The organism is Vibrio sp. V09_P4A23P171, from assembly GCF_963875615.1.
GTDB classification, from domain to species: Bacteria; Pseudomonadota; Gammaproteobacteria; order Enterobacterales; family Vibrionaceae; genus Vibrio; species Vibrio anguillarum.
Window position 1 is genome coordinate 82826 of the sequence record NZ_CAWNMR010000002.1, and the last position, 24287, is coordinate 107112.

Below are 24287 nucleotides of genomic sequence, written 5' to 3' on the forward strand. Positions count from 1 at the left end.
TTTTAAGTTGTATTTATGACAACTTATTCCTACCGATACTATAGTAAACAAAACCTTTTTTGGTCATCCGTATCGGATCAAATAGATTTCGGCCATCGAACAATACGGCTTGTTTTAATTGCTCTTTAATTTTGACAAAATCTGGAGCTTTAAAGCTTTGCCATTCAGTACAAATAATCAATGCATCGGCGTTTGTTAGTGCAGCTTCTTTTGTGCCCATAAGCATTAAATCCTCTCGGCTCCCATAAATGCGCTGAGTTTCCTCCATCGATTTTGGGTCATAGGCTTGTACTCTTGCTCCTGCCTCCCATAACTGCTGCATCAATACTCGACTCGGTGCTTCACGCATATCATCCGTATTTGGTTTAAAACTTAATCCCCAAATGGCGAATGTTTTTCCCGACAGATCAGGGCCAAACTCTTTTGTAATATATTCAAATAGTTTATGTTTCTGCGCATAATTCACCGCTTCTACGGCTTTGAGAATTTGAGACTCATATCCTATTTCATCGGCAGTGCGAACTAGCGCTTGTACATCTTTAGGAAAACACGATCCGCCATAGCCACAGCCAGGATAAATAAATTGAAAACCAATTCTGGAATCAGAACCGATCCCTTGACGAACTTGCTCTATGTTTGCACCCACCCGCTCAGCAATATTTGCCATTTCATTCATGAAACTAATTTTTGTGGCAAGCATACAATTCGCAGCATATTTAGTAAGTTCAGCACTTTTAATATCCATCACAATAACTTTTTCATGATTTCTATTAAAAGGAGCATAAAGCTCTCGCATTAACTCTTCGGCTTCTCTTGAGTCTGTACCAATCACTATTCGGTCAGGACGCTTACAATCATCAACCGCAGCACCTTCTTTTAAAAACTCTGGATTAGAGACGACGGAGAACGTTAATTTAGACCCTTTATTATCCAGTATAGCTTGGATAGTATTCCTAACTTTATCTGCAGTGCCTACTGGCACGGTTGACTTATCAATAATAATTTTTGGTGATTGCATATATGTCGCAATCGTTTCAGCGACTTTAAGGACATACTTTAAATCCGCAGAGCCATCTTCATCTGGAGGAGTGCCAACCGCAATAAACTGCAAATCGCCAAAATCCACGCCAACTTTGGGATCGGTCGTAAAGCTAAGGCGTCCCTCTTGGTAGTTTTTCTCAACCAATGCGGTTAAACCTGGCTCGTAAATAGGAATAATGCCCTTTTTAAGATTTTCAACGCGGCTTTCGTCTATATCAACGCAGCAAATGTCATGGCCAGCATCGGCAAGGACAGCCGCTTGCACCAAGCCTACATATCCAATACCGTAAAATGTTACTTTCATCTTAATTCCTTTTATACAACACCACGAGTATCAATCACTACTTTCTTGGCAAACGCCGTTTTATCTGCTTCTTTAAAATCTCGGTGATCAACCAGCACCACAACGATATTGGCTAACTCTAAAGCACGCTCTAGCGAGACTAGCTCAACATCATGTTCTGTTAACTTACCCGGTAATTGGTGGATATTTGGCTCTACCGCTAGAATTTGTCCAATATTGTCTTGTGCTAAATGCAAAGTGATGTCTAAAGCTGGGCTTTCACGTAAATCATCAATATCGGCTTTAAAGGCCAAACCTAAGCAGGCAATAACAGGCTTTTTGAACTGATCTGCGGCTTGTTTTACCTGATCAACGACCCAGTGTGGTTTACCATCATTAACATGACGAGCAGCAGCAATCAGTTTTGCTTCTTCTGGGCAGCTGTTAACAATAAACCAAGGATCAACTGCAATACAGTGCCCGCCAACACCTGGTCCTGGATTTAATATGTTGACCCGAGGGTGGCGGTTGGCCAATTTAATTAATTCCCAAACATTGATTTTTAATTTCTCACAAATAAGGGAAAGTTCGTTCGCGAATGCAATATTGACGTCGCGAAAGGAGTTTTCTGTTAATTTCGCCATCTCCGCCGTACGAGAGTTGCTGATGATGCATTCGCCTTTAACAAAGGTTTTATACAGAGCCATCGCTTTCTCGCTACACGATTTACTCATGCCACCAATCACTCGGTCATTGCTGACCAATTCTTGTAGTACATAACCCGGTAAAACTCGCTCTGGGCAATGCGCTACCTTAATGTCAGCCGTGTCACCTTTATGCTGTGGGAAAGTTAAATCAGGACGAGCCTCTGCTAGCCATGCGGAAAGCTTTTCTGTCGCACCGACTGGGGAAGTACTTTCCAACACTACCAAGTTGCCTTTTTCCAGAACTGGCGCAATCGCTTTGGCTGCGGCTTCTATATAGCTAAGATCAGGCTCGTGATTATCACCTTTAAATGGTGTGGGTACCGCCACTAAGAAAGCATCAGCTGGTTCAGCTGTCACAGTTGCTTTTAGTTTGCCAGTCATCACTGCACTTCGAACTACGATATCTAAATCCGGTTCGACAATGTGAATTTCACCTTTGTTGATTGTATCGACAGCGTGTTGATTGACATCTACGCCAATCACTTCAATACCACGCGAAGCAATAACGGCAGCCGTTGGCAGGCCGATATACCCTAAACCAATCACAGAAACTTTATTAAACATCTTATTTTCCTTAAATCTTATCTTGCTAGAATGTCGGCGATACGTTGACAGGCTTTGCCATCACCGTATGGATTGTGTGCTTGACTCATGAGTTGGTAAGCGCGCTCATCACTAAGCAACCGGTCTAACTCTTCACAAATCAGTTGTGTGTTAGTCCCAACTAGTTTGACCGTACCCGCGCTTACCGCTTCAGGTCGTTCGGTGGTGTCTCTCATCACTAATACAGGCTTCCCTAGCGACGGTGCCTCTTCTTGAATACCACCGGAATCGGTTAAAATGATGTGTGCTCTGTCCATCAAATAGACAAAGGGCAAATACTGTTGTGGATCCACTAAGAAAATGTTTTCAATGCCTTTTAAAAGACGATTGACGGGCTCTTGAACATTCGGATTAAGATGTACCGGATAAAGAATTTGACAGTCAGGGTGACGCTTTGCTGTGATGGATAAGGCTTCACAAATACGCTCAAATCCATCACCAAAACTTTCACGACGGTGGCCTGTAACAAGAATGAGTTTTTTATTATTATCAAGCATCGGAAACTGGTGTGCCAGCGCAGCATTGAGATCTTGCTCGTTGTGAATCTTGTTACGGATCATAAACAAGGCGTCAATGACGGTATTCCCAGTAATATGGATGTTCTCGAGGCAATAATTTTCATCCAATAAATTTTGTTGAGATGTTGCCGTTGGTGCGAAATGATAGTGAGTCAATGCACCCGTAAGCTTGCGGTTCGCTTCTTCAGGCCAAGGGGAATAAATATTGCCGGTGCGTAATCCAGCCTCAACGTGGCCGACTGCAATTTGCTGATAATAACAAGCAAGTGAAGTCGCAAACGTTGTAGCGGTATCGCCATGAACTAAGACAATGTTTGGTTGAAAGTCTTTTAGAACCGTTTCCATACCGTTCAAGATTTTAGTCGTTACTGTCGTCAGTGTTTGCCCTGGTTCCATGATATTAAGATCAAAATCAGGCACCACTTCAAACAACTCTAAAACCTGGTCAAGCATTTCCCTGTGCTGGCCAGTGACGCATACTTTTGTGTCGAAGCGGTTATCTTGTTTAAGCTGATGAACTAGAGGCGCCATTTTAATTGCTTCAGGTCGTGTACCAAACGCAATGAGTATTTTTTTCACTTTATTTATTTCCTTGGGCTAAACTAAACGACTGTTAAGAACAAACTGTTCAACGCTATTTCTTCAAAAAGTAGATAAAAATGGTGAATAGCAACGGTTAAATACGCTACCGCCACTAGATGTCGCCTCTAGAATGCGCATTTTCTTCACATTTTTTTGCTTTATGTATATAAGAGAAAACTTATTAACCACCCACATTTAATCACCTACCTACAAACTATGAGTAGAAATTAATTGCCAAACTGTTGCTTTGTTTTTTGGGGTGGGTAATCAAAAAGTCATATAAAACTTTCTATGTGTTACACACAAAGTTTCATTGCACTTTCCTTTAATTGATATTGTTTAGATATATGTTCGATGATCCCTTGGGCCCCGCTCTCTATCAGTTCCAAAACCCGTTCAAACATATGAATATTTCCTTTGTAAGGATCAGGGACTTCCGTGACACCGATGTGACTATGCGATAGAAACAGTGAAAGTTTCTCTTTATGTTTAGCAGGACAAATGTCAATCAGATCCGCTAAGTTGGCTTTATCTAAGGCAAAAATAAGATCAAATTTTTCGAAATCCTCAGAACAAACCTGCCTTGCTCTTAAATTTGACATTGAATAGCCACGCTGCTCAGCGACAGATATTGCTTTGGGATCTGGTTTTCGGCCCACTTGATAATTCACAGTACCAGCGCTTTCAACAAATAAATTAATTCCATGTTGTTGCGCTTTTTGGCTCAAAACAGCTTCAGAAAGCGGTGAACGGCATATATTTCCCATGCATACGATGAGGATAGAGAGTTTTTTATTTTCCATGGCCATTACTGATGCATTCACTTCATTTTGTCTCTGTATTAAAGAGGTGGATAGAGTATCGCAAGGCGCATTGCAATGGGTGTCTCAAAATTGAGTCTATCTATAATTAATACCTAAGATTTAAATAGGAAAAATGAACTGGCTATTTTGATGGATTATCGAAAATGGCATTAACCATTTGATATCTCGCTTGTATGTTCAAATAACTTGATGTGATAAGCCGGCCGCATGTGATTTCATCTAATGGGCATAGATAACGGTGAATGGAATAGGTGTGAACGGTGAACAAAGAAGAGCCTGCAGGGCGCAGGCTCTTGATACGTTAATCAGTGAACACTTCTGGTTTTAACATCATGCAGCAGTTCTTGATTAAGTTCAGCTTCAACATGACCTGGAGAGCGTGTTGATGCCGAGACCAAACGATACATAGCAGGGATAACAAACAGAGTGACTAAAGTGGCAAAACCCATACCGAAGAAAATCACCGTACCCACCGCAACTCGGCTTTCATAGCCTGCTCCTGTCGAGATAATTAATGGGATGGAACCAGCTAAAGTAGTAAAGGCGGTCATCATGATTGGCCGTAAGCGCCTTGCTGAAGCATCAATAATTGCTTTTTCAAACTTAACCCCCCGGTCACGCAGCTGGTTGGCAAATTCAACGATCAAAATGCCATTTTTGGTCACCATACCGATCAGCATAATCATCCCAATTTGGCTATAGATGTTGATACCTTGTCCCATAATTGATAGACCAAGAAAGCCGCCAAACACACCCATCGGCACCGTCAACATCACTACTAACGGGTTGATAAAACTTTCAAATTGGGCGGCTAGTACCAAATAAGCGACAAGCAGCGCTAACGCAAATACAATGGCTACGCTCGATTGGTTTTCTTTAAAATCTTTTGACTCACCTGAGTAACTAATGGAAATATCACTAGGTAGCGTTTCAATGGCTTTTTGATCTAGAAAATCAAGCGCTTCGCCCAACGTGTAACCAGCCGATAAATTTGCAGTAACCGTGATCGCCTTTTGCTTATTGTAATGAGACAAGCGGATTGATGATGCCACTTCTTCCACTTTCGCAAGTGCATCCAGTGTAACAAGCTCACCGGATGCGGTTCTCATGTAGATCTGGCTTAAATCGGAGGCGTTATTGAAGCTATTTTCGTCCCCACGGAGATAAACATCATACTCTTCGCCACGCTCAACAAAGCTGGTTTCACTCTTCCCGCCGAGCATCACTTCTAACGTATCTGAAATATCCGCGACACTGATCCCCAATTCCGCGGCACGCTGCCTATCAATCGTCACCACCAGTTCAGGTGTCTTTTCGGAATAATTGGTGTCAGCACCTTCCATAAAGGGGGAATTTTCAGCTTCCGTTTTTAACAATTCAGCCCATTTTTTGAGTTCAGGATAGTCTGACCCACCTAACACAAACTGAACAGGCTCGTTAGAGCCACCACGAAAGCCGGGCATAAAGGGCATAACTCGTACATCGGGAATTCCCGTTAGCGCTTTTTTTACCTGCCCTAATGCTTGTTGAGCGGTGATGCTTCGTTCGTTCCAGTCATCCAAAATCATGATAACAAAACCCGTCTGATCACCCGCTTGCCCACCGAACGCAGGCGATTGAATACTAAACGACTTGAGAAAACCTTTGCCAACCAAGGGCATTAACCGCTGCTCAACAAGATCCATATTGGCCGACATCCGGTTATAACTGGTCGCATCCGCTCCGCGCACAAAGGCAAAAATAACGCCGCGATCTTCTGAAGGCGTAAGCTGAGAAGGCACTTTCTGCATCAGAAAATAACTGCCACCAACGCATGCAAGGATGACGAGCGGTGCAGCCCATTTCCAACTGATAGCAAAACGTAAAGAGGATTTGTAACCCGCTTCTAAACGGCCAAAAACACGATCAACAAAACGATTAAAACGGTTTGGTTTGACATTGACCTTTAAAATCTTACTACCGAGAACGGGTGTTAAAGTTAACGCTATTAGCGATGAAAAGAGAACCGACATGGCCAAAAGTACAGAGAACTCGGTGAACAACAGGCCGACCATGCCGTCCATAAAAGAGATCGGTAAAAAGACCATCACTAATACCAATGTGGTGGCAATCACGGCAAAGCCGACTTCGCGCGTCCCTTTATAAGCCGCCAGCAGTGGCTTCTCTCCCTGTTCTATGTGATGAAATATATTTTCCACCACCACAATCGCGTCATCAACAACCAAACCGATGGAAAGAATCAGCGCCATCAAGGTGATAAGGTTAATGGAGAATCCGAAATAGTAAGCGGCAATAAAAGAAGAGATCAATGATACTGGCACAGTAACGGCTGGGATTAGCGTTGCCCGAACTTGGCCGATAAAAATGTACAGTACCAAAATCACTAAACCACCCGTGATAAACAGTGTGCTATACACTTCCGAAATTGAGCGATCAATAAAAACGGTCGAGTCGTAGTCAATGGCCAAGCGCGTTCCTTTGGGTAGAAACTGCTGAATATTATCGACTTCTTGATGGACACGCTGCGCCACATCCAAGGGGTTAGCATCTGACTGTGGCACAATGCCCATGCTCACATTAACCACACCGTCGCTTTTGAAGGTTGAGTTTTCGTTCTCAGCGCCGATGAAGACATCCGCGACATCTTTTAAGTAAATCGGCGAATTGTCACTTGCGCGCTTAACCACCAAATAGTCAAAATCTTGAGCCGTTTTGTACGCTCGGTCGGTACGCACCGACATTACTGTCGAATCGTTACGCACTTCCCCGCCCGGGCTTTCAATATTTTCACTGCGCAATGCACTTGATATATCAGAAGTCGTGACACCACGCCCAGCCATCAGATTCGGCTTGAGCTTGACATACATCACCTTATAAAGACCACCAGACACATCCACAGAACTGACGCCAGAGATTAAACTAAAACGGTCAATCAAAGCTCGTTCGATATAATCGGTCAGTTGGGTTCGATCCATCTCTGAAGAACTGAGATTAATGTACAAAGAAGCTTCACCAGAGCCATTATTTTTGAATACGGTTGGATCATCTGCTTCATCCGGTAATGAGCGCTGCGCTCTCGCAACGGCGTCGCGGATATCGCTCACACCAGTATTGAGATCGTAACCCAGTTCAAATGTAACGGTAATCCGTGACATGCCATTGCGCGTGGTGGATTCAATTTCATCAATCCCGCTAATGCCCGCCAGTTGATCTTCCAATACAGAAGTGATTTGGCTTTCAATGATGGTAGCTGAAGCCCCTGCATAGCGAGTACTGATTGAAACCACCGGGCTTTCAATATCGGGCATTTCCCGGACCGAAAGCTTAGAAAATGACACTAGACCAAAAACGCACAACAGTAAGCTTAATACCACCGCCGCCACAGGGCGCTTCACTGAAACATCGGATAACCACATTATTTGTCATCCTTTTGTATCGGTGAACCATCCACATTGACTTCAGTAACGACAATGCCGTTTCTCATATTCACGATGCCTTGCACCACAATCTTATCGCCAATGGCTAAACCTTTATCAATCACCACTTGATTGTCGATCCGCGCGCCAAGCCAAACTTCCGTGCGTATTACTTTATTATTGCTATCAATCACATAGACATAGCGTTTAGTGCCTGAATATTCGAGTGCTTGAACGGGGATAATGGGCGCTTCAATCGCTGGGAAATTCAACTTAGTAGAAAGCAACATCCCGGGTTTTAGCTTGCCATCTTGGTTATCGAAATGAATACGGACACGCAAATTCAAGGTTTCACGGTTAATGCGTGAATCAATACCCACAACTTTGCCGGTAAACTCGTTTTTTGCCCAAGCATTACTCTTCGCCGTCACCGTCATACCTTTACTGATTAACGAAAGGTAACGCTCTGGCACTTGGATATCGAGTTGCATCACCGATAGGTCATCTAAAGTCAGCAATTCCGTCCCTGCACTGACCATTTTGCCCAAACTAAAATCAATAAAACCAACGGTGCCATTAAATGGCGCGCTAATGCGCAGATCGTTTAAATTTGCGTTTGCTGCATCTAAACGTGCTTGAGCAATATCAACACTCGCTTTTTGCGCATCGATTTCCGTTTGGGTAATGGCGTTCCGTTTGACCAAACGTTCAAACTCTTTCAACTTACGCTGTTCATCGTTCAAATAGGCTTGAGCCTCTGAAAGTGCGGCTTTGGCTTTATCATCATTAAGCTGAATTAAGAGCTGACCTTTCTTGACCTCTTGATTGGCTTTAATCGCAATATGGCTGACCTTTCCCGAAACTTCAGATGAGATCTCCACTGCTCGTTCAGCTTCTAATTTACCAATCAGTGAAAGAGACTGAGACACTTGATGAGTTGCCACACGCTCTGCGACCACCGCAACGGCTTGTGGTGCTTGCGCAGCGAACGCACTTAACGGTGTGGTAAGCAAAGTAACCATCATTAACGAAAGAATAGACGTGTTTTTCATAGTTTTTATTCAACAATAAATAGACTGATTGAATTGTAACTGCTTATACGACGCTCGAACGTCAAGGAGTGTAAATCTTATTAAATATCTGTACGTGCGTCATAACTTAGCCTCCTCCGGCAGCTTTTTAGGCGTCACACACAGGCTATACCCAAACAACCTGAAGTTGCAGGTAGGCGGCAAGTAAATTCATCCCCATGAGCATAGATAAACTATGTGATTGGGGTGAGCGAACGTAGCCAACACCGCTGGAGCTTCAACTGGGAAGGGTATAAATAGAGCAAAACTATCCATTCCTCCCCCCTTTGCCCAAAAAGGCAGCATTCAATTCAAAATCATAAGAAAAAGGCTTTACAGAGAGAGCGAGTTTGCTATCATGCGCTCCGCACTTGAGCAATGCGTTGGGAAAACGTTGTTTAAGCATACTGTGAGCCAATAGTGTCGTTATAAACACTATAAATCACATTGTATGAAAACCCTCTGGAGGGGTTCCCGAGTGGCCAAAGGGAGCAGACTGTAAATCTGCCGGCTCCGCCTTCGATGGTTCGAATCCGTCCCCCTCCACCATATTCTCTCGCAAGAGAAACCTTGATTGATACGTTGGGAAAACATCATTCAAGCCTATTTTTAGAATAGGAAAACACCCGGAGGGGTTCCCGAGTGGCCAAAGGGAGCAGACTGTAAATCTGCCGGCTCCGCCTTCGATGGTTCGAATCCGTCCCCCTCCACCATATTCTCTCGTAAGAGAAACCTTGACTGATATGTTGGGAAAACATCATTCAAGCCTATTTTTAGAATAGGAAAATACCCGGAGGGGTTCCCGAGTGGCCAAAGGGAGCAGACTGTAAATCTGCCGGCTCCGCCTTCGATGGTTCGAATCCGTCCCCCTCCACCATATTCTCTCGTAAGAGAAACCTTGATTGATACGTTGGGAAAACATCATTCAAGCCTATTTTTAGAATAGGAAAACACCCGGAGGGGTTCCCGAGTGGCCAAAGGGAGCAGACTGTAAATCTGCCGGCTCCGCCTTCGATGGTTCGAATCCGTCCCCCTCCACCATATTTTCTCGATTGAGAACGATAAAAAGCCAGCTTTCGAGCTGGCTTTTTCGTTTCTTTACATCATAGCTCTATAAACTGACGTCACTAAGTAGTCTAGTTAACCCTCAATATACTGAAGTAGAGCGGTAACACAGCTTTGTGCATCACTGCAATTGATACTCTCTGGCAGTTCAGTCTGCAATAAAAACCCTTGTTCCAAAGAGTGGCAAGATGAACTTTCACTTAAACAAATCGGAACTCCTTGAGCAGAAAGGGCATTTAATAACAACAAAGCCGTTTGTATATTTCCCCCAGCATTGGCGGCAAAATGTAGCTCAAACTCAGCAGCGCTATTGAGTGAGGTCAGCGCATGCTCTAATTGAGTGTCCAATTCGGTTAAAGAAACCGAATCTAAATCACTAAAGATCAGCATGCCTTGGTTCCTATCAGCATACTGCCAAGCAACGATATCAACCTGCTGCATATAGGCTCGCTGCATGCTTTGCGCGGCCGCCTGAATGATCACCTGCATTTGGTCACTGTTGCTTCTTCCACCACTGTCTTTAACTGATAATTCAAAAACATACGTGCCAGCAATCGTAGGATAAAACGCCGTTGCTTTCAGAGAATCTGCATTGATCAAGGTAAGCGATTGAGGCCCAGAAACTTGACGCCAAGACTTCGTTTTAATTTCATATATTGATAACTCAGATTTCGCCGTTCCGCTCAACGTAATACTATTTACTGGCAGTATTAACATCTGATCAGCACCAGCATTAACCGTAGGCTTAGTCAGCTTATCCGCATCTTTCAAATCATCGGCTTTACATCCCACGATAAGTGCGAGCACACTCAGGATCACGAACAACTGGTTTAACTTAAACATAATATTTTCCTGTGATTAAGCATTAGAAGAGGTAACTGGTACTGGTGGAAAGAAAGGCGACTTCACTACCGTCCAAATACATTGCAGCATCTTGTTGCGCGTAATCCATCATCACATTCGATTGCGTATTGGTTTGGCTGAGCTGGTCATTTAAGCGGACCCCATCGCTGAAGGCTGAGATCCATTCCATCGGTTTAGTGGCACTGGTGGATGAGAAAAATACGCCGCTTAAAAACAGCGCTAATAGTTTGGTATTCATGCTTACTCCTTGTGAGCGGTCTGATTCACCGACCCATTCAAGGTAGCATTCTCAATACAAATAAATCGTCAGCAGTTTATTGACCATTTGTATCCAGTTTGGTCACATTAGGTAAAGAAATCTGTTTCGGCCATTGCAGTTCAAAACATGCGCCCCCTAATGCTGAACCATTTACTTTTACTCTAACCTTGCCTTGATGCCAACGAGTGATCTGTTTAACAATCGCCAGCCCAAGACCATGACCTTTTTCACTATTACGCTCTTGATTATTCACTTGAGTAAAGGGCTCAAAAATACGTTCAATATCATCTGGCGCAATACCGGGGCCATCGTCTTCGACCACCAAAAAAAGTTGCCCATCAGATTCGTTCAACGAGAGATGGATCTCTTGCTGCGCAAATCGCGCGGCATTACTCAGCAAGTTTTTAACGGCCCGCAATAAAGCTCGATTATCGACAAATATCGTTTGCTGTCGCAACGAATCCAACACGCTGACACGCAATGTGAGTTGCGGGTTTTCAAGCTGGAAATGCTCCGCTTCTGCAACCAAATTGTCGGCAAAGTGGCAATAAGAAAAATGGCGAATATCCGTGATGCGGTTATAGCGCGACAAAACAAGTGTCTGGTTAATCAAATGATCGAGATCTTCAATACTGGAGTGAATCACTTGGCGGTATTTTTCTTTCTGGCTTAAGGCAATATCTTCATCCTCAAGCATTTCAAATGCAAAGCGTAAACGGTAGAGCGGTGTTCGTAAATCATGCGCCACGGCGTTGGTTAAGGTTCTTTGGCTGGCAATCAGCTTTTCGATGTTATTTGCCATGTTATTGAAAGAATGACTGAGCTGAGAGACGACGGACAGCCGAGATGTCGTCGCTCTACGAGATAATACTCCTTGGCCAAATTCATTCGCCGTTTTTACCAGACGTTTCAGATCTCGCCATAAAGGATAAATCCACATAACTAAGGCCACAGAAATGGCTAAAAAAAAGAAACCGCCGATAGCCGTGGTGAGCTTTAATTGGGTTTGGTAGGAAATATTGTCCTCGACGCGTAACCACGTATTCTCATCCACCGCAGCCAATAAGATCATGCTGCCTTGTTGATTGATATAACTGGTCATCTGCTCTTCATCAGCCAACAATTTACTTCGCTCGATAGGTGACAAATCTTGCTCTTGCAATAGACTCAACTCTAAAGGTATTCGGCTATTTTGCTCAGCAATACTGGTTTGCCATTGAGTACGAGGTTGGCTACGGAGATCTTCTACCGCGAGGTATAATGTACCTCTGGACTGGTTAAGCGCTGCGGGTTCTCTCGGTTCATTGATCGCGAAATAGAGCACTTTGTCACTGTTCAACACTCTTTGCAAAAGTGCCATAGGATCACCATCTTGAAAAATGATCTCGCCTTTTTGCAACGCTTGATAAACTTCTGGGGAGACGTGGTAACTGTCTAATGCCTCTAATCGAAGTGGGTAACTGAAATGCTTAGCATAGCCGTCAATAATCGTTGTCCACTCAGCTTGAGGCGCTTGACGTAATTTTTCAGATAGAAACGTAAAGTTACTCTGATAGACAGGCTTATAAAATTCTTCAGAGATACTGCGGCTAAGATATGGGATCGGATTAAATTGCGTGGGAATACTGAGTAATAAGATCGGCAGAAACACAGCTACCCAGAGTACCCAAAAAGATCGAATCATGACCACTTCCCTTCCGATACAGCGCAGAGCTGATATCCTTTACCTCGAACCGTTTTTATCAACTTAGGTTCATTAGGATCATCTCCGAGCGCACGCCGCAAGCGTGATATACGACGATCAATTGAGCGATCTAAACCATCATATTCAAAACCACGCACATACTGAGCGATATCATCTCTCGTGACAATGGTGCCGACATGTTGGGCGAGTAGATACAAAAGCTCAAACTCGCTGGTCGTGAGTTTTATGGGCTGCTGATCAAGCAATACCGCTCGATGTTGCAAATTCATCCACAAGCTACCTATGCACAATTCGTATTTGTCACTTTGACTTCCTCTTGCTTGCCTCCGGAGTAAAGCTCGAATACGTGACAGCAACAAACGGGGCTTAACCTGCTTAACAACATAGTCATCGGCACCCAATTCCAGCCCCATCACCTGATCAATATCGTCGTCCAACGCCGTTTGCATTAAGATCATACCGTGGTATTGATCTCGGACAGCGCGGCAGACATCCATACCACTTTGCCCTGGTAGCATAATATCCAGAATGACTAAATCAGGTTGCTCATCCAAAATCCGATCGACGGCTTGAATCCCATCCGCAACCGTTGAGACACAAAACTCATAGTGGTTGAGAAAGTCTTTGATCAGTTCCGAGAGTTCTAAATCGTCTTCAACGAGAACCACTCGATAAGAGGGGGAGAGAGTACTGTTCATTGTGTTTCACACATCCGTTTGCTAAGAACGCAAACTATAGCGGATTGTGTTTCATCTTTGTGTGACTAATTGTGACCAAGCAACAAAGTTGTGGTGTTGTTAAAATATTAAACAAACCATCAACAGCCGAACCTACCGCGTTGAATCAATAAGAGCACGAAGAAAGTACCATTGAGCCGTGACTCATAAACAGAGTCGATAAAAAAGCCCCGAAAATTCGGGGCTGAAAAATGACTGAATCTATAGGGGTAGGACTCAATCAGGATACTAAATCGAACAAAATTACGCGTGTTTCATACGGACGAAGCACTTGATGTTCCAAAACTTTGAGTGGTTTTATATCTGTATAGTTGCCTAACAGGTATTTTGCTTTCTCAATCGGTAACTCTTTTGGCAGCACGCATTCGGTGTCAACGCCATAATAGTTATTGATACAGATCAGCACCTGTTTCGCGTTGCGTCGCTGGTAGGCAAAAATCTCTTTATGATCGGGTAGTAAATCGGTGTAATCACCATCGGTAATTACACCGATTTTTTTGCGCAGCGCTATCAACTCTTGGTAGAAATAGAACACCGATTGCTCATCAGCTAACGCCCGTTGCGCATTCAATTCTTGATAGTTTTCTGCAATGTCTAGCCAAGGCTGACCTTGGCTAAAACCAGCAAAGCGCTCTGCATTCCATTGCATTGGCGTGCGAGAATTGTCACGGGATTTTTGTGCAAGAATGGCCATCATCGCTTCATGACTTACCCCTTGCTGGTTCACCATGATGTCGTAAATGTTAGTACTTTCCACATCTCGGTACTGTTCAATAGCGGTGTAGCCGGGATTGGTCATGCCAATTTCTTCACCTTGATAAACATAAGGCGTGCCTTGCATCATATGAATCGATGCGGCCAACATTTTTGCCGACTCAACGCGATAACGTTGATCATCCCCTAAACGGCTCACGATACGAGGTTGATCATGGTTACACCAAAAAAGTGCTCCCCACCCTTTACCATTTAAACCCGTTTGCCAATGGTTGAAAATCTGCTTCAATTGCAAGAAATCAAATGGCGCTTTCGTCCATTTATCACCATTCGGATAATCCACTTTTAAATGGTGGAAGTTAAACACCATCGACAGCTCTTTGCCGTCCAAGCGTGAATATTGTTGGCAATGTTCAAGCGTTGTTGAAGACATTTCCCCCACAGTGACGCTGCCGTATTGTTGAAAAACAGCTTGGCTGATCTCTTGTAAAAATTCATGCACGCGCGGGCCATCGGTATAAAAACGGCGTCCATCACCTTGGTGATCATCACTGAAATCCTGCGCTTTTGAGATTAAATTGATCACATCAAGACGAAAACCATCCACCCCTTTTTCGGCCCAAAAACGAATCACTTGCTTCACTTCCTCACGAACTTGAGGATTTTCCCAATTTAGATCCGCCTGCTCTTTGGCAAATAGGTGCAGATAATATTGCCCTGTTGCGTCATCTAACGCCCATGCACTACCACCAAACTTTGACTGCCAATTATTTGGAGCCTGACCATTAATCGGGTCTTGCCAAATATAATAGTCACGATACGGGCTTGATTTATCACCCAACGCCGACTGAAACCAAGCGTGCTCGGTTGAGGTGTGGTTAACCACAATATCCATAATAATACGGATACCTCTTTGATGAGCTTGAGTCAGCAGTTCATCAAAATCTTGCATGCTACCGAATTGAGGATTGACACTGTAATAATCCGAAATGTCATAACCGTTATCAACCATCGGAGATGAATAAATGGGTGTCAGCCAAATGGCATCAATTCCCAAGCGGTGCAAGTAATCCAGTTTAGAGATGATCCCTTTGATATCTCCCGTTCCTTTATTGCCGCTATCACAAAAACTTTTGGGATAAATCTGATAGATGGTCGCAGTTTTCCACCACTGACTATCACTCTTGGTTATAACCATATTGACAACTCACTTACCAAAATGAAAATGAGTGGTGAAAACTCACCACTCGAATGAAAGGTTATGCACTTGCTGACTCTAGCTCGCCTTTAGCTTGAGCTCGTTTGTATAAAAACAGAGTAAGCAGAATTGGGACGGCCATCGCCACCAGCATCGCGATGCCGTAAATACCCCAGTATTGTGGTTGAATCGAAAGAATACCGGGTAAACCACCCACACCGATGCCATTCGCCATCACCCCTGCACTACCACAAATTGCGGCTGCAATAGCACTACCAATCATGGCGCTTAGCATTGGGAACTTGTACTTTAAGTTGACACCATACATCGCTGGCTCTGTCACACCCAAATAAGCCGAAATAGCCGCAGGAACAGAGATGTCTCGCTCACCGTGTTTTTTACTGATAAAGATGATACCGACGACCGCAGACGCTTGAGCAATATTTGACAGTGCAATCAGTGGCCAAATTGGCGTACCACCCATTTCTTGCATCAATTGCAGATCCACCGCGTTGGTGGTGTGGTGAATTCCGGTAATGACCAGTGGCGCATACAAGAAACCGAACACCATTGAACCGATAACCGCAAAATCACCAGTCATTGCAGCTTTAGCCGCAAATGCGACGCCATCGCCCAATACGCGACCAAATGGACCAATTAAAGCGTGGGCCAAAATAACGGACAATATGATAGAGATAAACGGCACAACAACGAGGTAAAGATAAGAAGGGATGATGCGCTTTAAGTTTGTCTCAATAAACGCCAGAGCAACACCCGCCAACATCGCAGGAATCACCTGAGCTTGATAGCCGACTTTCTCTATCACAAACAAGCCAAAATCCCACACTTCGGGCATCTGCTTACCGATCAGATAAGCATTCATTAATTGAGGCGAAACCAGAGTCACACCCAAAGTAATACCCAGTATCGGTGTTCCACCTAACTTTTTCACCGTTGACCAACAAACACCAACCGGTAGGAAGAAGAAAATAGCCTCGCCAATTAACCATAAGAAAGAATGAACCGTGGCCCAAAATTGGCTAATTTCAACCAAAGTTTTTCCATCGAACATGCGAATGTCGCCAATGACATTACGAAAACCGAGGATTAAACCGCCGGTGATGATCGCTGGCAGCAAAGGAACAAAGATTTCCGCAAGATGCGAAATGCCACGTTCTAAAAAGTTCATGTTTTGGCGAGCGGCTTTCTTCGCTTCATCTTTAGAAACGGCTTCTTTGCCTGAAAGCCCGATTAAGATGGCGTAAACTTCGTCCACCTCAGTACCAATCACAACTTGAAACTGCCCAGCATTGGTAAAACACCCTTTAACCATGCTCAGCTGTTCTAGTCCTTTTTTATCCGCCTTGTCGGTATCATTTAAAACAAAGCGTAAACGAGTCAAACAGTGACTCACACTGGCGATGTTCTCTTTACCACCTACCAGCTCGATAAGACGTATCACGTCTTGCTTCGCTATCTTGGCCATACTTTTGCCCACCCTATATTGGAATACTGTCTGTTTTTCTTTTTAATGGGAACATTCCCACCTACAAGTGCAATATTGACATAAATAATAAAAGGTAAAAATGGGAACAATCCCATTAATTGAATAAGATCACAGACTAATTGTAATTCACTTTAAGAAATAAGGAGTTAGCTTGTTAGCGGTTGTTGAGTGATGTGTGCAGGGTTCATTTCATTATTAAGCTGTAAAATCAATAAATTAGCTGCTTTTTCTCCCGCTTGAGCATAGCCAGGATCAATACTGTAAATATTAGGGAAAAGAAAAGAGAGCAGCTCATTACCACCTACACCAGTGACGGCGATATCATCTCGGCCCAATTCTTGGAGACGTTTAATCACGCCAAGTGCCAGAGTGTCACTGGCGCACACGATAGCTTGAGTCTGATCATTCAGCACTTCATCAACCAGTTGGTAGGCACTTTCATGATGCAAACGCCCAGTGCGATAATTGGGAGTGCATCCACTTTGTTTGCACCAATCTAAGTACGAATCTAAACGTAATTTACCTGTCGTTTTATCGCTAGGATCGACCCCAATGTAGGAAATATGAACTCGATTTTTCGAAGTCAAATGAGCAAGCGCGCCTTGAATAACACCATAATTGTCATAGTTAATCGATGAGACTTTATCGGCATCCATCGCAATCACAACCGCTCGCGATGCCCATAGGTTGAGTTGTGTGATATCGAGATCGGTAAAACCAAATACAATTACACCATCCACATTACGCTTATGTAAAACCTCAAGGTGCTCGTTCGTTTTAGTGCGATCAAACTGGCTTTCCATAATCACCACATCGTACCCATTTTGATACAACACCTGTAGCATTCGCCCCACGGCACGGTTTTCAGACGGTGACTCAAGGCGTGAGATAATCACGCCAATCACTTTTTCACTGCCACCACGCATTAACTGAGCCGATTTCAGTGGCACATACCCAGAATCTTGGATAACGCGTTCCACTTTTGCTCGTGTTTCAGGCTTCACTTTTGGGTCGTTCGTCAATACACGAGAAACCGTCGATTTACCAACACCAGACAGTTTTGCAATATCCAAGATAGTCAGTTTTCTGCTCATGCGAACCTATAGCGTAAATAAAAATGGAAGATAGCATGCGCTTATCTTAAATGAATTATTGAGTGGTACAGCCTTGATAAGTCGTTGATCCCACTTCGAGCAAAGCCTCATCGCCTTTCGTATGTAAAAGCACGGTTTGAGGCTGAGTTTGCTCGCTATCGTCGATCACATACTTTGCGCCAGAGGCGGCTGGAATTTGTATTAATGTATATTCGCGATCGGCAATACGGAGAACGGCTGACTGTTGCTCAATATACGCAACATCAAAATGCTCACCAGAACGACATTGATAATGCTGGAACAGGTTCTCACTTTCAACGCGCGAATCATTCGCGTAATGTGGTGAGCATGCTGCTAAAAAACCAACAAATCCAACAAAGAGAAATGATTTATTCATATTGCCTTCCACAAAGGGGGGGAATTTTTACGGTGCAAGAAAAGCAGGGACATCGCGAATACTATCAAGTACCACGGTGGCGAGTAATTCACCCTGCTCAGTAACGGGTTTACCGGTACGCACTAACACACGAGTACCAACACCTGCGGCTTGTGCAGCCATCATATCTTCAGCTTTATCACCTATCATCACGGATTTTTCCATATCGATATCAAGAAAGTCCCGTGCGGAGATAAACATACCAGGCTTGGGTTTGCGGCAATCACACTCTTCTTTATACTTACCTTCACCGTGCTCAGCATGGTGCGGGCAGTAATAAATACCATCAAACTCGACACCGTGATCGGCAAAATTCCAGTCCATCCATTGCGTTAAAGATAAAAAGCGCTCTTCACTAAATTTCCCACGAGCGATACCTGATTGGTTGGTCACCAAAACCAGCAAATACCCCATGTCTTGAAACTTCTTAGTAGCTTCAAATACACCATCGATAAACTCAAAATCATGCTCATCATGAACATAGCCATGATCAACGTTGATCACGCCATCGCGATCTAAAAACACTGCAGGTTTAGCCAAAATAACTCTCTCATATCACGCCAGATATGATGATTATTACACGCTTTATTTTTTTCATCACTACCTAATTCACCAAAGCGTTTAGACGTCTAGACGTAAAAATATCTATTGACTTAAATCAAGTTAAGCCATAGCATCGTCCAACAAGTGAGAGAGAGTTCAACATTTTATTCTGTTATCCCTGCACAGGTTTTCCGATGATTCAAATTAATCAAGTAAATAAAGTTTTCTATCAAGGCAATAAGGAAATTCATGCTTTGAAAGAGATTAATCTTCACATTAAGCAAGGCACTATTTTTGGTGTAATTGGCTCGTCAGGTGCAGGGAAAAGTACACTGATTCGCTGTGTCAACATGCTAGAAGCTCCAACAACAGGTTCGGTTGTGGTTGATGGCGTTGATTTAACTCAACTGAGCAAATCAGAACTCAGCCAAGCTCGTCGCAACATTGGCATGATCTTTCAACACTTCAATTTGCTTTCATCACGTACGGTATTTGACAACGTTGCTCTGCCACTTGAGCTGGCTGGTGTCGAAAAAAATAGCATTGAAAAGAAAGTGTCAGAGCTGTTGCAACTGGTCGGCCTGACGGATAAGCGCGAAACTTATCCTGCAAATCTGAGTGGTGGTCAAAAGCAACGTGTTGCAATAGCGCGAGCACTCGCCTCTGATCCCAAAGTATTGCTGTGTGACGAAGCCACCAGTGCGCTTGATCCTGCAACGACTCAATCGATTTTAGAGCTATTGAAAGAGATCAACCGCACACTCAATATCACCATTTTGCTAATTACTCACGAAATGGATGTGGTAAAAAGTATTTGCCACGAAGTGGCCATTATTGGCGACGGTGAACTGGTTGAAAAAGGCACAGTTGGCGAGATTTTTGCTCACCCTAAAACCGCCTTGGCTCATCAATTTATTCGCTCAACGCTCGATTTATCAATTCCGGAAGATTACCAAGCTCGCCTGCAAGCCACTCGCGTAAAAGGTAGCTACCCGCTGGTGCGATTAGAGTTTACAGGCGCAACGGTTGATGCTCCCTTGATGACACAAATTGCCCGTAAATTTAATATTGATGTCAGTATATTAAGTTCTGACCTTGATTACGCTGGTGGCGTTAAATTCGGCATGATGGTCGCTGAACTGTTTGGTAATGAGTCGGACGATACGGCCGCTCTTGAATTTCTTCGCGAAAACAACGTAAAAGTAGAGGTACTTGGTTATGTCCTTTAACACCATCACCGCTTGGTTAAACCTGAATGGCGATCTTCTACTGATGGCAACCTGGCAAACACTCTACATGGTCGCTGTCGCGGGCATCGTCGGTTTCGTGGTTGGTATTCCACTGGGGGTTATTTTACATACCACCAAAAAAGGCGGCCTTCTCGAAAACACTCAGCTGAACCGCATTCTTGGTGCCATCGTCAACATTGGTCGCTCTGTGCCATTTTTGGTGCTCATGGTGGCCATTATTCCGGTGACAAAACTGCTTGTCGGTACGTTTATTGGTACCACTGCGGCTATTGTTCCGCTGACGATTGGCGCAATTCCATTTGTCGCTCGTTTAATTGAAAGTGCATTGCTGGAAGTGCCCACTGGTTTGGTCGAAGCTGCGCAGTCAATGGGGGCTACGCCGATCCAAATTATTCGTAAAGTGTTGCTTCCTGAAGCGCTACCAACGATTGTCAACTCAGTCACCATCACTATGGTCACTCTAGTAAGTTACTCTGCCATGGCCGGAACCGTTGGCGGCGGTGGCTTGGGCGATGTCGCTATTCGTTACGGCTTTCATCGCTACGACTTAGGCATCATGACGGTCACCGTGGTGATGTTGATTGTCTTAGTACAAATTATTCAATCGATTGGCGATAAGTTTGTCCGCCGTGTCGACCACCGTTAAATCACAATAAAGTTAAAACACAGATTCGTTTTATAACAAGGAGTTAATCATGAAATTTAGCCTTAAAGCTCTACTTACCCTAGCCGTTAGCGCTTCAGCACTCGTGCTGGCAGGCTGTGGTGAAAAAGCGGTCGACAACAATAAAATCAAAGTGGGTGTCATTGCCGGTGCTGAAGCACAAGTTGCTGAAGTTGCAGCAAAAATTGCAAAAGAAAAATACAACCTAGATGTAGAACTCGTGACGTTTACCGACTATGTTACCCCTAATGCGGCACTGGATGATGGTTCGATTGATATCAATGCATTCCAACACAAGCCATACCTTGATCAACAGATTGCTGACCGCGGTTACAAATTAGCGATTGCAGGTAACACCTTTGTTTACCCGATTGCTGGCTATTCAAAACAAGTGAAATCGGTTGATGAGATTCAAGATGGCTCTCGTATTGCGGTACCTAACGATCCAACCAACCTTGGTCGCTCTTTACTGCTGCTAGAACAGCAAGGCCTTATTACTCTACGTGACGGAGCAGGCCTACTGGCAACGGTACGTGATGTGGTCGCCAACCCAAAAAACATCACTATTGTTGAGTTAGATGCCGCGCAACTGCCTCGTTCACTTGACGACGTTACGCTCTCGATCATCAACACGACCTACGCCAGCTCAATCAATCTAACGCCTGAAAAAGATGGTGTGTTCGTTGAAGATAAAGAGTCACCTTATGTCAATATCATTGTTTCTCGTGCAGAAAATCTGAATGCTGAAAACGTGACTAACTTTGTTAAAGCCTACCAAACAGAAGAAGTGTACCAAGCCGCTTCGAAAATTTTTGACGGTGGTGCAGTAAAAGGCTGGTAATTAATAAACCTATTACCTGTGCAAAAAAGCCTATAAAAACAGAAAAGCCGATACGCGATGTATCGGCTTTTTCGTATCAACAACACGCACCTGCTTACTTAATATGATCCCAAGACATATTGGACACAATACGGCACGGGTCGCACTTAAAATGGAAAATGTCGTGCAGCGGTTCATTGAGTAGCCACTCTCCCCCACATTTCGGGCATTTTCTGGCTTGTTCGTCCGCTAGGCTCTGGCCGCCAACTCGATACTGGTAGTAATAAGTAGGGATGTGGGTCAAAAACTCAATTCGTCCTCGTAAATCCCATCCTCTAATAAACAGCACACTGTCCACATCGCAAATCTCGTGCAATGCAGCGTGTTCTGCTCGGCAACCACCCGCCATCTGAAGTTCATCACACGCCTGCCACTCGGTTTGCCATTTGATCACTGCTTTATGATCGCCATTTAAGGTCGCAGAATTACGATATAAAGGGATCGGCAGCAATGTGTCACCACTGCGCAGCGGAGAACAAGTGTGTACATAAGTGGTGTAAAGTATCTGCCAGCTAGGCAAAACATCATCAGCGGCTTGCTCGGAATTAAGATCGCGCCCCAACAAACGGGCTTTCGGAGCCAGCAAGCTAGCCTCCGTCAAGCGATTCAGGCACATCCTAACAAAATCAGAATGATACTTAGGGTGTAAGCTTTCTTGCTCTGGGCAAACCACCCGCACAAAGAACTCGCCCTCTCCCATCACGATGGGGAATTCACGCCCAAGCACTTGACCGTTATAGCGTAAAGCATCCATTAGGCCATTAATCGCTTTATCTACCGCCGAAATAGTCGTGTTATCAAAACACTCAAACTGCAATTCAACCACGTACATCGTTACACCACAGGTTCTAAATTAGCGAAAAACTCGGCCACACTTTCGGCCAGCACGTCGCGTTTATCGGTACCTAAACGTTCTAATAACACATGGCCAGAAAGGTTACAGATCGAAATTACATCCATCTCCGCATCGGTTGCACCAATAAACACGGTTGGTTTGAGTTTTAGTCGGCGCTGAGTCACCAAATGACCGAGGATATTTTCCTGCAAACGAACAAAATCATCCTCACTCCACACTTGCAATAGAGCGAGCTCGTTGCCTTGCCATTTAGCGGGCATGTCCGCACAAAACTGTACGCCATAAAAGGCTTTAATATCAGAATGTAGAGTCAATTCAATCGCTGATTCTACGTTAGAAAAATCAGCTGCAACCGATCTGACGACGGGCTTCCACAGCACACTGTCTTGGTCGTTCATCACTGCGCAAGGGGAATCCAACTCAGCCAACTCATCATTACGAGGAGACTCGCCATGCTTTGTTTGGTAAGCGTCAAGATAACGTTGAGTAAATGAAAGTAAGGCTTGCTCGGCAGTTTGTGCCATGAAGTGCTCCAAAATTGATGAGTCGCTGCCTTGTGTGATGACAGCAACCCTAGGATTGCGTAAAATTCTGCTTATTCTAATCGAATTGACGTGAAAGTATGAGCAAATATTCCGATGCCAAAGCGCTGGCAGGGTTAACCCTTGGTAAAAAAACCGACTACGCCAAACAATACGATCCAAGCTTACTGCAACCTGTCCCTCGTAGCTTAAACCGTGATGATCTGCATTTGGGGGATAGCTTACCGTTTAAAGGCTGTGACATTTGGACTTTGTACGAGCTCTCTTGGCTCAATGAAAAAGGGTTACCACAAGTGGCAATTGGCGAGGTTTCTATCCCTGCGACAAGTGCTAGTTTGATTGAATCTAAATCCTTTAAGCTCTACCTCAATAGCTATAACCAAAGCAAAGTAGCCAGTTGGGATGAAGTAACGCAGCGCTTAACCAACGATTTATCGGCCTGTGCCGGCGCGCCAGTCAGTGTCACTCTCAACCCGGTGACCGATTACACTGGCCAAGCGATTGTAACTATGCAGGGTGAATGCATTGATGGACAAGATATTGAGATTGAAAGTTACCAATTTGATGCCAGCTTACTGAAAAGTGCCGCGCGTGGTGAGCAAGTCAATGAAACACTGCACAGCCATTTACTGAAATCGAACTGTTTAATCACCAATCAACCCGACTGGGGCAGCGTCGAAATTCATTATCAAGGTCAACAAATTGATCGAGAAGCACTGTTACGTTATCTCGTCTCATTTCGTGAACATAATGAGTTCCACGAACAGTGTGTAGAGCGCATCTTCACCGACATTATGCAATACTGCCAACCGACACAGTTAACGGTATACGCTCGATACACTCGCCGCGGCGGTTTGGATATCAACCCATTTCGCTCAACCGAACAAGAACGGCCAACACATAACCAACGTATGGCCCGTCAATAAGGA

Annotated in this window: 21 protein-coding genes and 4 tRNA genes; 8 read left to right on the forward strand and 17 right to left on the reverse strand. The window is 44.2% G+C overall.

The window, feature by feature from the left end:
- Positions 1 to 13 precede the first annotated feature (13 nt).
- From AACT23_RS00995 to AACT23_RS01020, 6 genes are all read right to left on the reverse strand, one after another.
- Entirely contained in the window at positions 14 to 1345 is a 1332-nt protein-coding gene (locus AACT23_RS00995) for a UDP-glucose dehydrogenase family protein (protein WP_013857366.1), read from the reverse strand.
- A gap of 11 nt (positions 1346 to 1356) precedes the next feature.
- A complete protein-coding gene (vpsB, locus tag AACT23_RS01000; RefSeq protein WP_064624711.1) occupies positions 1357 to 2595 on the reverse strand; it encodes a UDP-N-acetyl-D-mannosamine dehydrogenase VpsB in 1239 nt (412 codons plus the stop codon).
- A gap of 17 nt (positions 2596 to 2612) precedes the next feature.
- A complete protein-coding gene (gene wecB, locus AACT23_RS01005; protein ID WP_094127332.1) occupies positions 2613 to 3731 on the reverse strand; it encodes a non-hydrolyzing UDP-N-acetylglucosamine 2-epimerase in 1119 nt (372 codons plus the stop codon).
- A gap of 299 nt (positions 3732 to 4030) precedes the next feature.
- On the reverse strand, positions 4031 to 4558 hold the full coding sequence (locus AACT23_RS01010; RefSeq protein WP_013857370.1) for a low molecular weight protein-tyrosine-phosphatase: 528 nt from the start codon (positions 4556 to 4558) through the stop codon (positions 4031 to 4033).
- 305 nt (positions 4559 to 4863) lie between these two features.
- A complete protein-coding gene (gene vexH / locus AACT23_RS01015; protein ID WP_094127334.1) occupies positions 4864 to 7974 on the reverse strand; it encodes a vibriobactin export RND transporter permease subunit VexH in 3111 nt (1036 codons plus the stop codon).
- Positions 7974 to 9026 carry an efflux RND transporter periplasmic adaptor subunit gene (locus AACT23_RS01020; RefSeq protein ID WP_094127336.1) on the reverse strand — a complete coding sequence of 351 codons (1053 nt, stop codon included), beginning with the start codon at positions 9024 to 9026 and terminating at the stop codon, positions 7974 to 7976. The genes vexH and AACT23_RS01020 overlap by 1 nt, the downstream gene beginning before the upstream one ends.
- 482 nt (positions 9027 to 9508) lie before the next feature.
- Between AACT23_RS01020 and AACT23_RS01025 the strand changes: the two genes are divergently transcribed.
- The 4 genes from AACT23_RS01025 (at position 9509) to AACT23_RS01040 (ending at position 10085) form a co-directional block, all read left to right on the forward strand.
- Positions 9509 to 9593 (forward strand) — tRNA-Tyr (locus AACT23_RS01025).
- Between the two features lie 79 nt (positions 9594 to 9672).
- A tRNA-Tyr gene (locus AACT23_RS01030) sits at positions 9673 to 9757 on the forward strand.
- A 79-nt stretch (positions 9758 to 9836) separates the two neighbouring features.
- Positions 9837 to 9921: transfer RNA gene (locus tag AACT23_RS01035), tRNA-Tyr, on the forward strand.
- 79 nt (positions 9922 to 10000) lie between these two features.
- Positions 10001 to 10085: transfer RNA gene (locus tag AACT23_RS01040), tRNA-Tyr, on the forward strand.
- Positions 10086 to 10184: 99 nt separating this feature from the next.
- Here AACT23_RS01040 and AACT23_RS01045 read toward each other — a convergent pair.
- The 9 genes from AACT23_RS01045 to gmhB all read right to left on the reverse strand — a co-directional run bounded on the left by AACT23_RS01045 (position 10185) and on the right by gmhB (position 19163).
- Positions 10185 to 10952, reverse strand: a complete 768-nt coding sequence (locus AACT23_RS01045; protein ID WP_094127338.1) for a PKD domain-containing protein — start codon at positions 10950 to 10952, stop codon at positions 10185 to 10187.
- A 22-nt stretch (positions 10953 to 10974) separates the two neighbouring features.
- On the reverse strand, positions 10975 to 11211 hold the full coding sequence (locus tag AACT23_RS01050; RefSeq protein ID WP_047688867.1) for a hypothetical protein: 237 nt from the start codon (positions 11209 to 11211) through the stop codon (positions 10975 to 10977).
- A gap of 76 nt (positions 11212 to 11287) precedes the next feature.
- Complete coding sequence (locus AACT23_RS01055; RefSeq protein ID WP_094127340.1) at positions 11288 to 12922, reverse strand: ATP-binding protein; 1635 nt, start codon at positions 12920 to 12922, stop codon at positions 11288 to 11290.
- Positions 12913 to 13635, reverse strand: coding sequence for a winged helix-turn-helix domain-containing protein (locus AACT23_RS01060; RefSeq protein WP_017045565.1), 723 nt, complete (start codon positions 13633 to 13635; stop codon positions 12913 to 12915). The genes AACT23_RS01055 and AACT23_RS01060 overlap by 10 nt, the downstream gene beginning before the upstream one ends.
- A 259-nt stretch (positions 13636 to 13894) precedes the next feature.
- Positions 13895 to 15586, reverse strand: a complete 1692-nt coding sequence (gene treC / locus AACT23_RS01065) for an alpha,alpha-phosphotrehalase (RefSeq protein WP_094127342.1) — start codon at positions 15584 to 15586, stop codon at positions 13895 to 13897.
- A 61-nt stretch (positions 15587 to 15647) separates the two neighbouring features.
- A complete protein-coding gene (gene treB, locus AACT23_RS01070) occupies positions 15648 to 17072 on the reverse strand; it encodes a PTS trehalose transporter subunit IIBC (RefSeq protein ID WP_094127344.1) in 1425 nt (474 codons plus the stop codon).
- Between the two features lie 167 nt (positions 17073 to 17239).
- The gene (gene treR, locus AACT23_RS01075; RefSeq protein WP_013857380.1) at positions 17240 to 18187 is read right to left on the reverse strand and encodes a trehalose operon repressor TreR; all 948 of its coding nucleotides are present in this window, start codon (positions 18185 to 18187) and stop codon (positions 17240 to 17242) included.
- A gap of 55 nt (positions 18188 to 18242) precedes the next feature.
- Positions 18243 to 18584, reverse strand: coding sequence for an MliC family protein (locus AACT23_RS01080; protein ID WP_094127346.1), 342 nt, complete (start codon positions 18582 to 18584; stop codon positions 18243 to 18245).
- Positions 18585 to 18611: 27 nt separating this feature from the next.
- Positions 18612 to 19163: a D-glycero-beta-D-manno-heptose 1,7-bisphosphate 7-phosphatase gene (gene gmhB / locus AACT23_RS01085; RefSeq protein WP_013857382.1), complete on the reverse strand. Its 552-nt coding sequence runs from the start codon at positions 19161 to 19163 to the stop codon at positions 18612 to 18614.
- Positions 19164 to 19360: 197 nt separating this feature from the next.
- Here gmhB and metN point away from each other — a divergent pair, with 197 nt between their 5' ends.
- Genes metN through AACT23_RS01100 form a run of 3 tightly spaced genes read left to right on the forward strand, consistent with a single transcriptional unit; the run spans position 19361 to position 21921 of the window.
- Positions 19361 to 20395 (forward strand): methionine ABC transporter ATP-binding protein MetN, encoded by a 1035-nt coding sequence (metN, locus tag AACT23_RS01090; protein ID WP_013857383.1) that lies wholly within the window; start codon positions 19361 to 19363, stop codon positions 20393 to 20395.
- On the forward strand, positions 20385 to 21062 hold the full coding sequence (locus tag AACT23_RS01095; RefSeq protein ID WP_017044205.1) for a methionine ABC transporter permease: 678 nt from the start codon (positions 20385 to 20387) through the stop codon (positions 21060 to 21062). The genes metN and AACT23_RS01095 overlap by 11 nt, the downstream gene beginning before the upstream one ends.
- A gap of 49 nt (positions 21063 to 21111) precedes the next feature.
- Positions 21112 to 21921, forward strand: coding sequence for a MetQ/NlpA family lipoprotein (locus AACT23_RS01100; protein WP_013857385.1), 810 nt, complete (start codon positions 21112 to 21114; stop codon positions 21919 to 21921).
- A 94-nt stretch (positions 21922 to 22015) separates the two neighbouring features.
- Here AACT23_RS01100 and AACT23_RS01105 read toward each other — a convergent pair whose 3' ends face one another.
- Positions 22016 to 22792 carry a Zn-ribbon-containing protein gene (locus tag AACT23_RS01105; protein WP_088732010.1) on the reverse strand — a complete coding sequence of 259 codons (777 nt, stop codon included), beginning with the start codon at positions 22790 to 22792 and terminating at the stop codon, positions 22016 to 22018.
- Between the two features lie 2 nt (positions 22793 to 22794).
- Positions 22795 to 23340, reverse strand: coding sequence for a SecY-interacting protein (syd, locus tag AACT23_RS01110; protein WP_176428630.1), 546 nt, complete (start codon positions 23338 to 23340; stop codon positions 22795 to 22797).
- A gap of 98 nt (positions 23341 to 23438) precedes the next feature.
- On the opposite strand from syd, the gene queF reads away from it, so the two are divergent.
- A complete protein-coding gene (gene queF, locus AACT23_RS01115; RefSeq protein ID WP_017045570.1) occupies positions 23439 to 24284 on the forward strand; it encodes an NADPH-dependent 7-cyano-7-deazaguanine reductase QueF in 846 nt (281 codons plus the stop codon).
- The last annotated feature ends 3 nt before the right edge of the window (positions 24285 to 24287 follow it).

Coding starts and splice junctions, on each gene's coding strand:
- AACT23_RS00995 (WP_013857366.1), bottom strand. CDS start 1,345: ATGAAAGTAACATTTTACGGTATTGGATATGTAGGCTTGGTGCAAGCG.
- AACT23_RS01100 (WP_013857385.1), top strand. CDS start 21,112: ATGAAATTTAGCCTTAAAGCTCTACTTACCCTAGCCGTTAGCGCTTCA.
- vpsB (WP_064624711.1), bottom strand. CDS start 2,595: ATGTTTAATAAAGTTTCTGTGATTGGTTTAGGGTATATCGGCCTGCCA.
- treC (WP_094127342.1), bottom strand. CDS start 15,586: ATGGTTATAACCAAGAGTGATAGTCAGTGGTGGAAAACTGCGACCATC.
- treB (WP_094127344.1), bottom strand. CDS start 17,072: ATGGCCAAGATAGCGAAGCAAGACGTGATACGTCTTATCGAGCTGGTA.
- queF (WP_017045570.1), top strand. CDS start 23,439: ATGAGCAAATATTCCGATGCCAAAGCGCTGGCAGGGTTAACCCTTGGT.
- AACT23_RS01095 (WP_017044205.1), top strand. CDS start 20,385: ATGTCCTTTAACACCATCACCGCTTGGTTAAACCTGAATGGCGATCTT.
- AACT23_RS01020 (WP_094127336.1), bottom strand. CDS start 9,026: ATGAAAAACACGTCTATTCTTTCGTTAATGATGGTTACTTTGCTTACC.
- AACT23_RS01050 (WP_047688867.1), bottom strand. CDS start 11,211: ATGAATACCAAACTATTAGCGCTGTTTTTAAGCGGCGTATTTTTCTCA.
- syd (WP_176428630.1), bottom strand. CDS start 23,340: ATGGCACAAACTGCCGAGCAAGCCTTACTTTCATTTACTCAACGTTAT.
- AACT23_RS01080 (WP_094127346.1), bottom strand. CDS start 18,584: ATGAATAAATCATTTCTCTTTGTTGGATTTGTTGGTTTTTTAGCAGCA.
- metN (WP_013857383.1), top strand. CDS start 19,361: ATGATTCAAATTAATCAAGTAAATAAAGTTTTCTATCAAGGCAATAAG.
- treR (WP_013857380.1), bottom strand. CDS start 18,187: ATGAGCAGAAAACTGACTATCTTGGATATTGCAAAACTGTCTGGTGTT.
- AACT23_RS01045 (WP_094127338.1), bottom strand. CDS start 10,952: ATGTTTAAGTTAAACCAGTTGTTCGTGATCCTGAGTGTGCTCGCACTT.
- AACT23_RS01105 (WP_088732010.1), bottom strand. CDS start 22,792: ATGTACGTGGTTGAATTGCAGTTTGAGTGTTTTGATAACACGACTATT.
- AACT23_RS01060 (WP_017045565.1), bottom strand. CDS start 13,635: ATGAACAGTACTCTCTCCCCCTCTTATCGAGTGGTTCTCGTTGAAGAC.
- vexH (WP_094127334.1), bottom strand. CDS start 7,974: ATGTGGTTATCCGATGTTTCAGTGAAGCGCCCTGTGGCGGCGGTGGTA.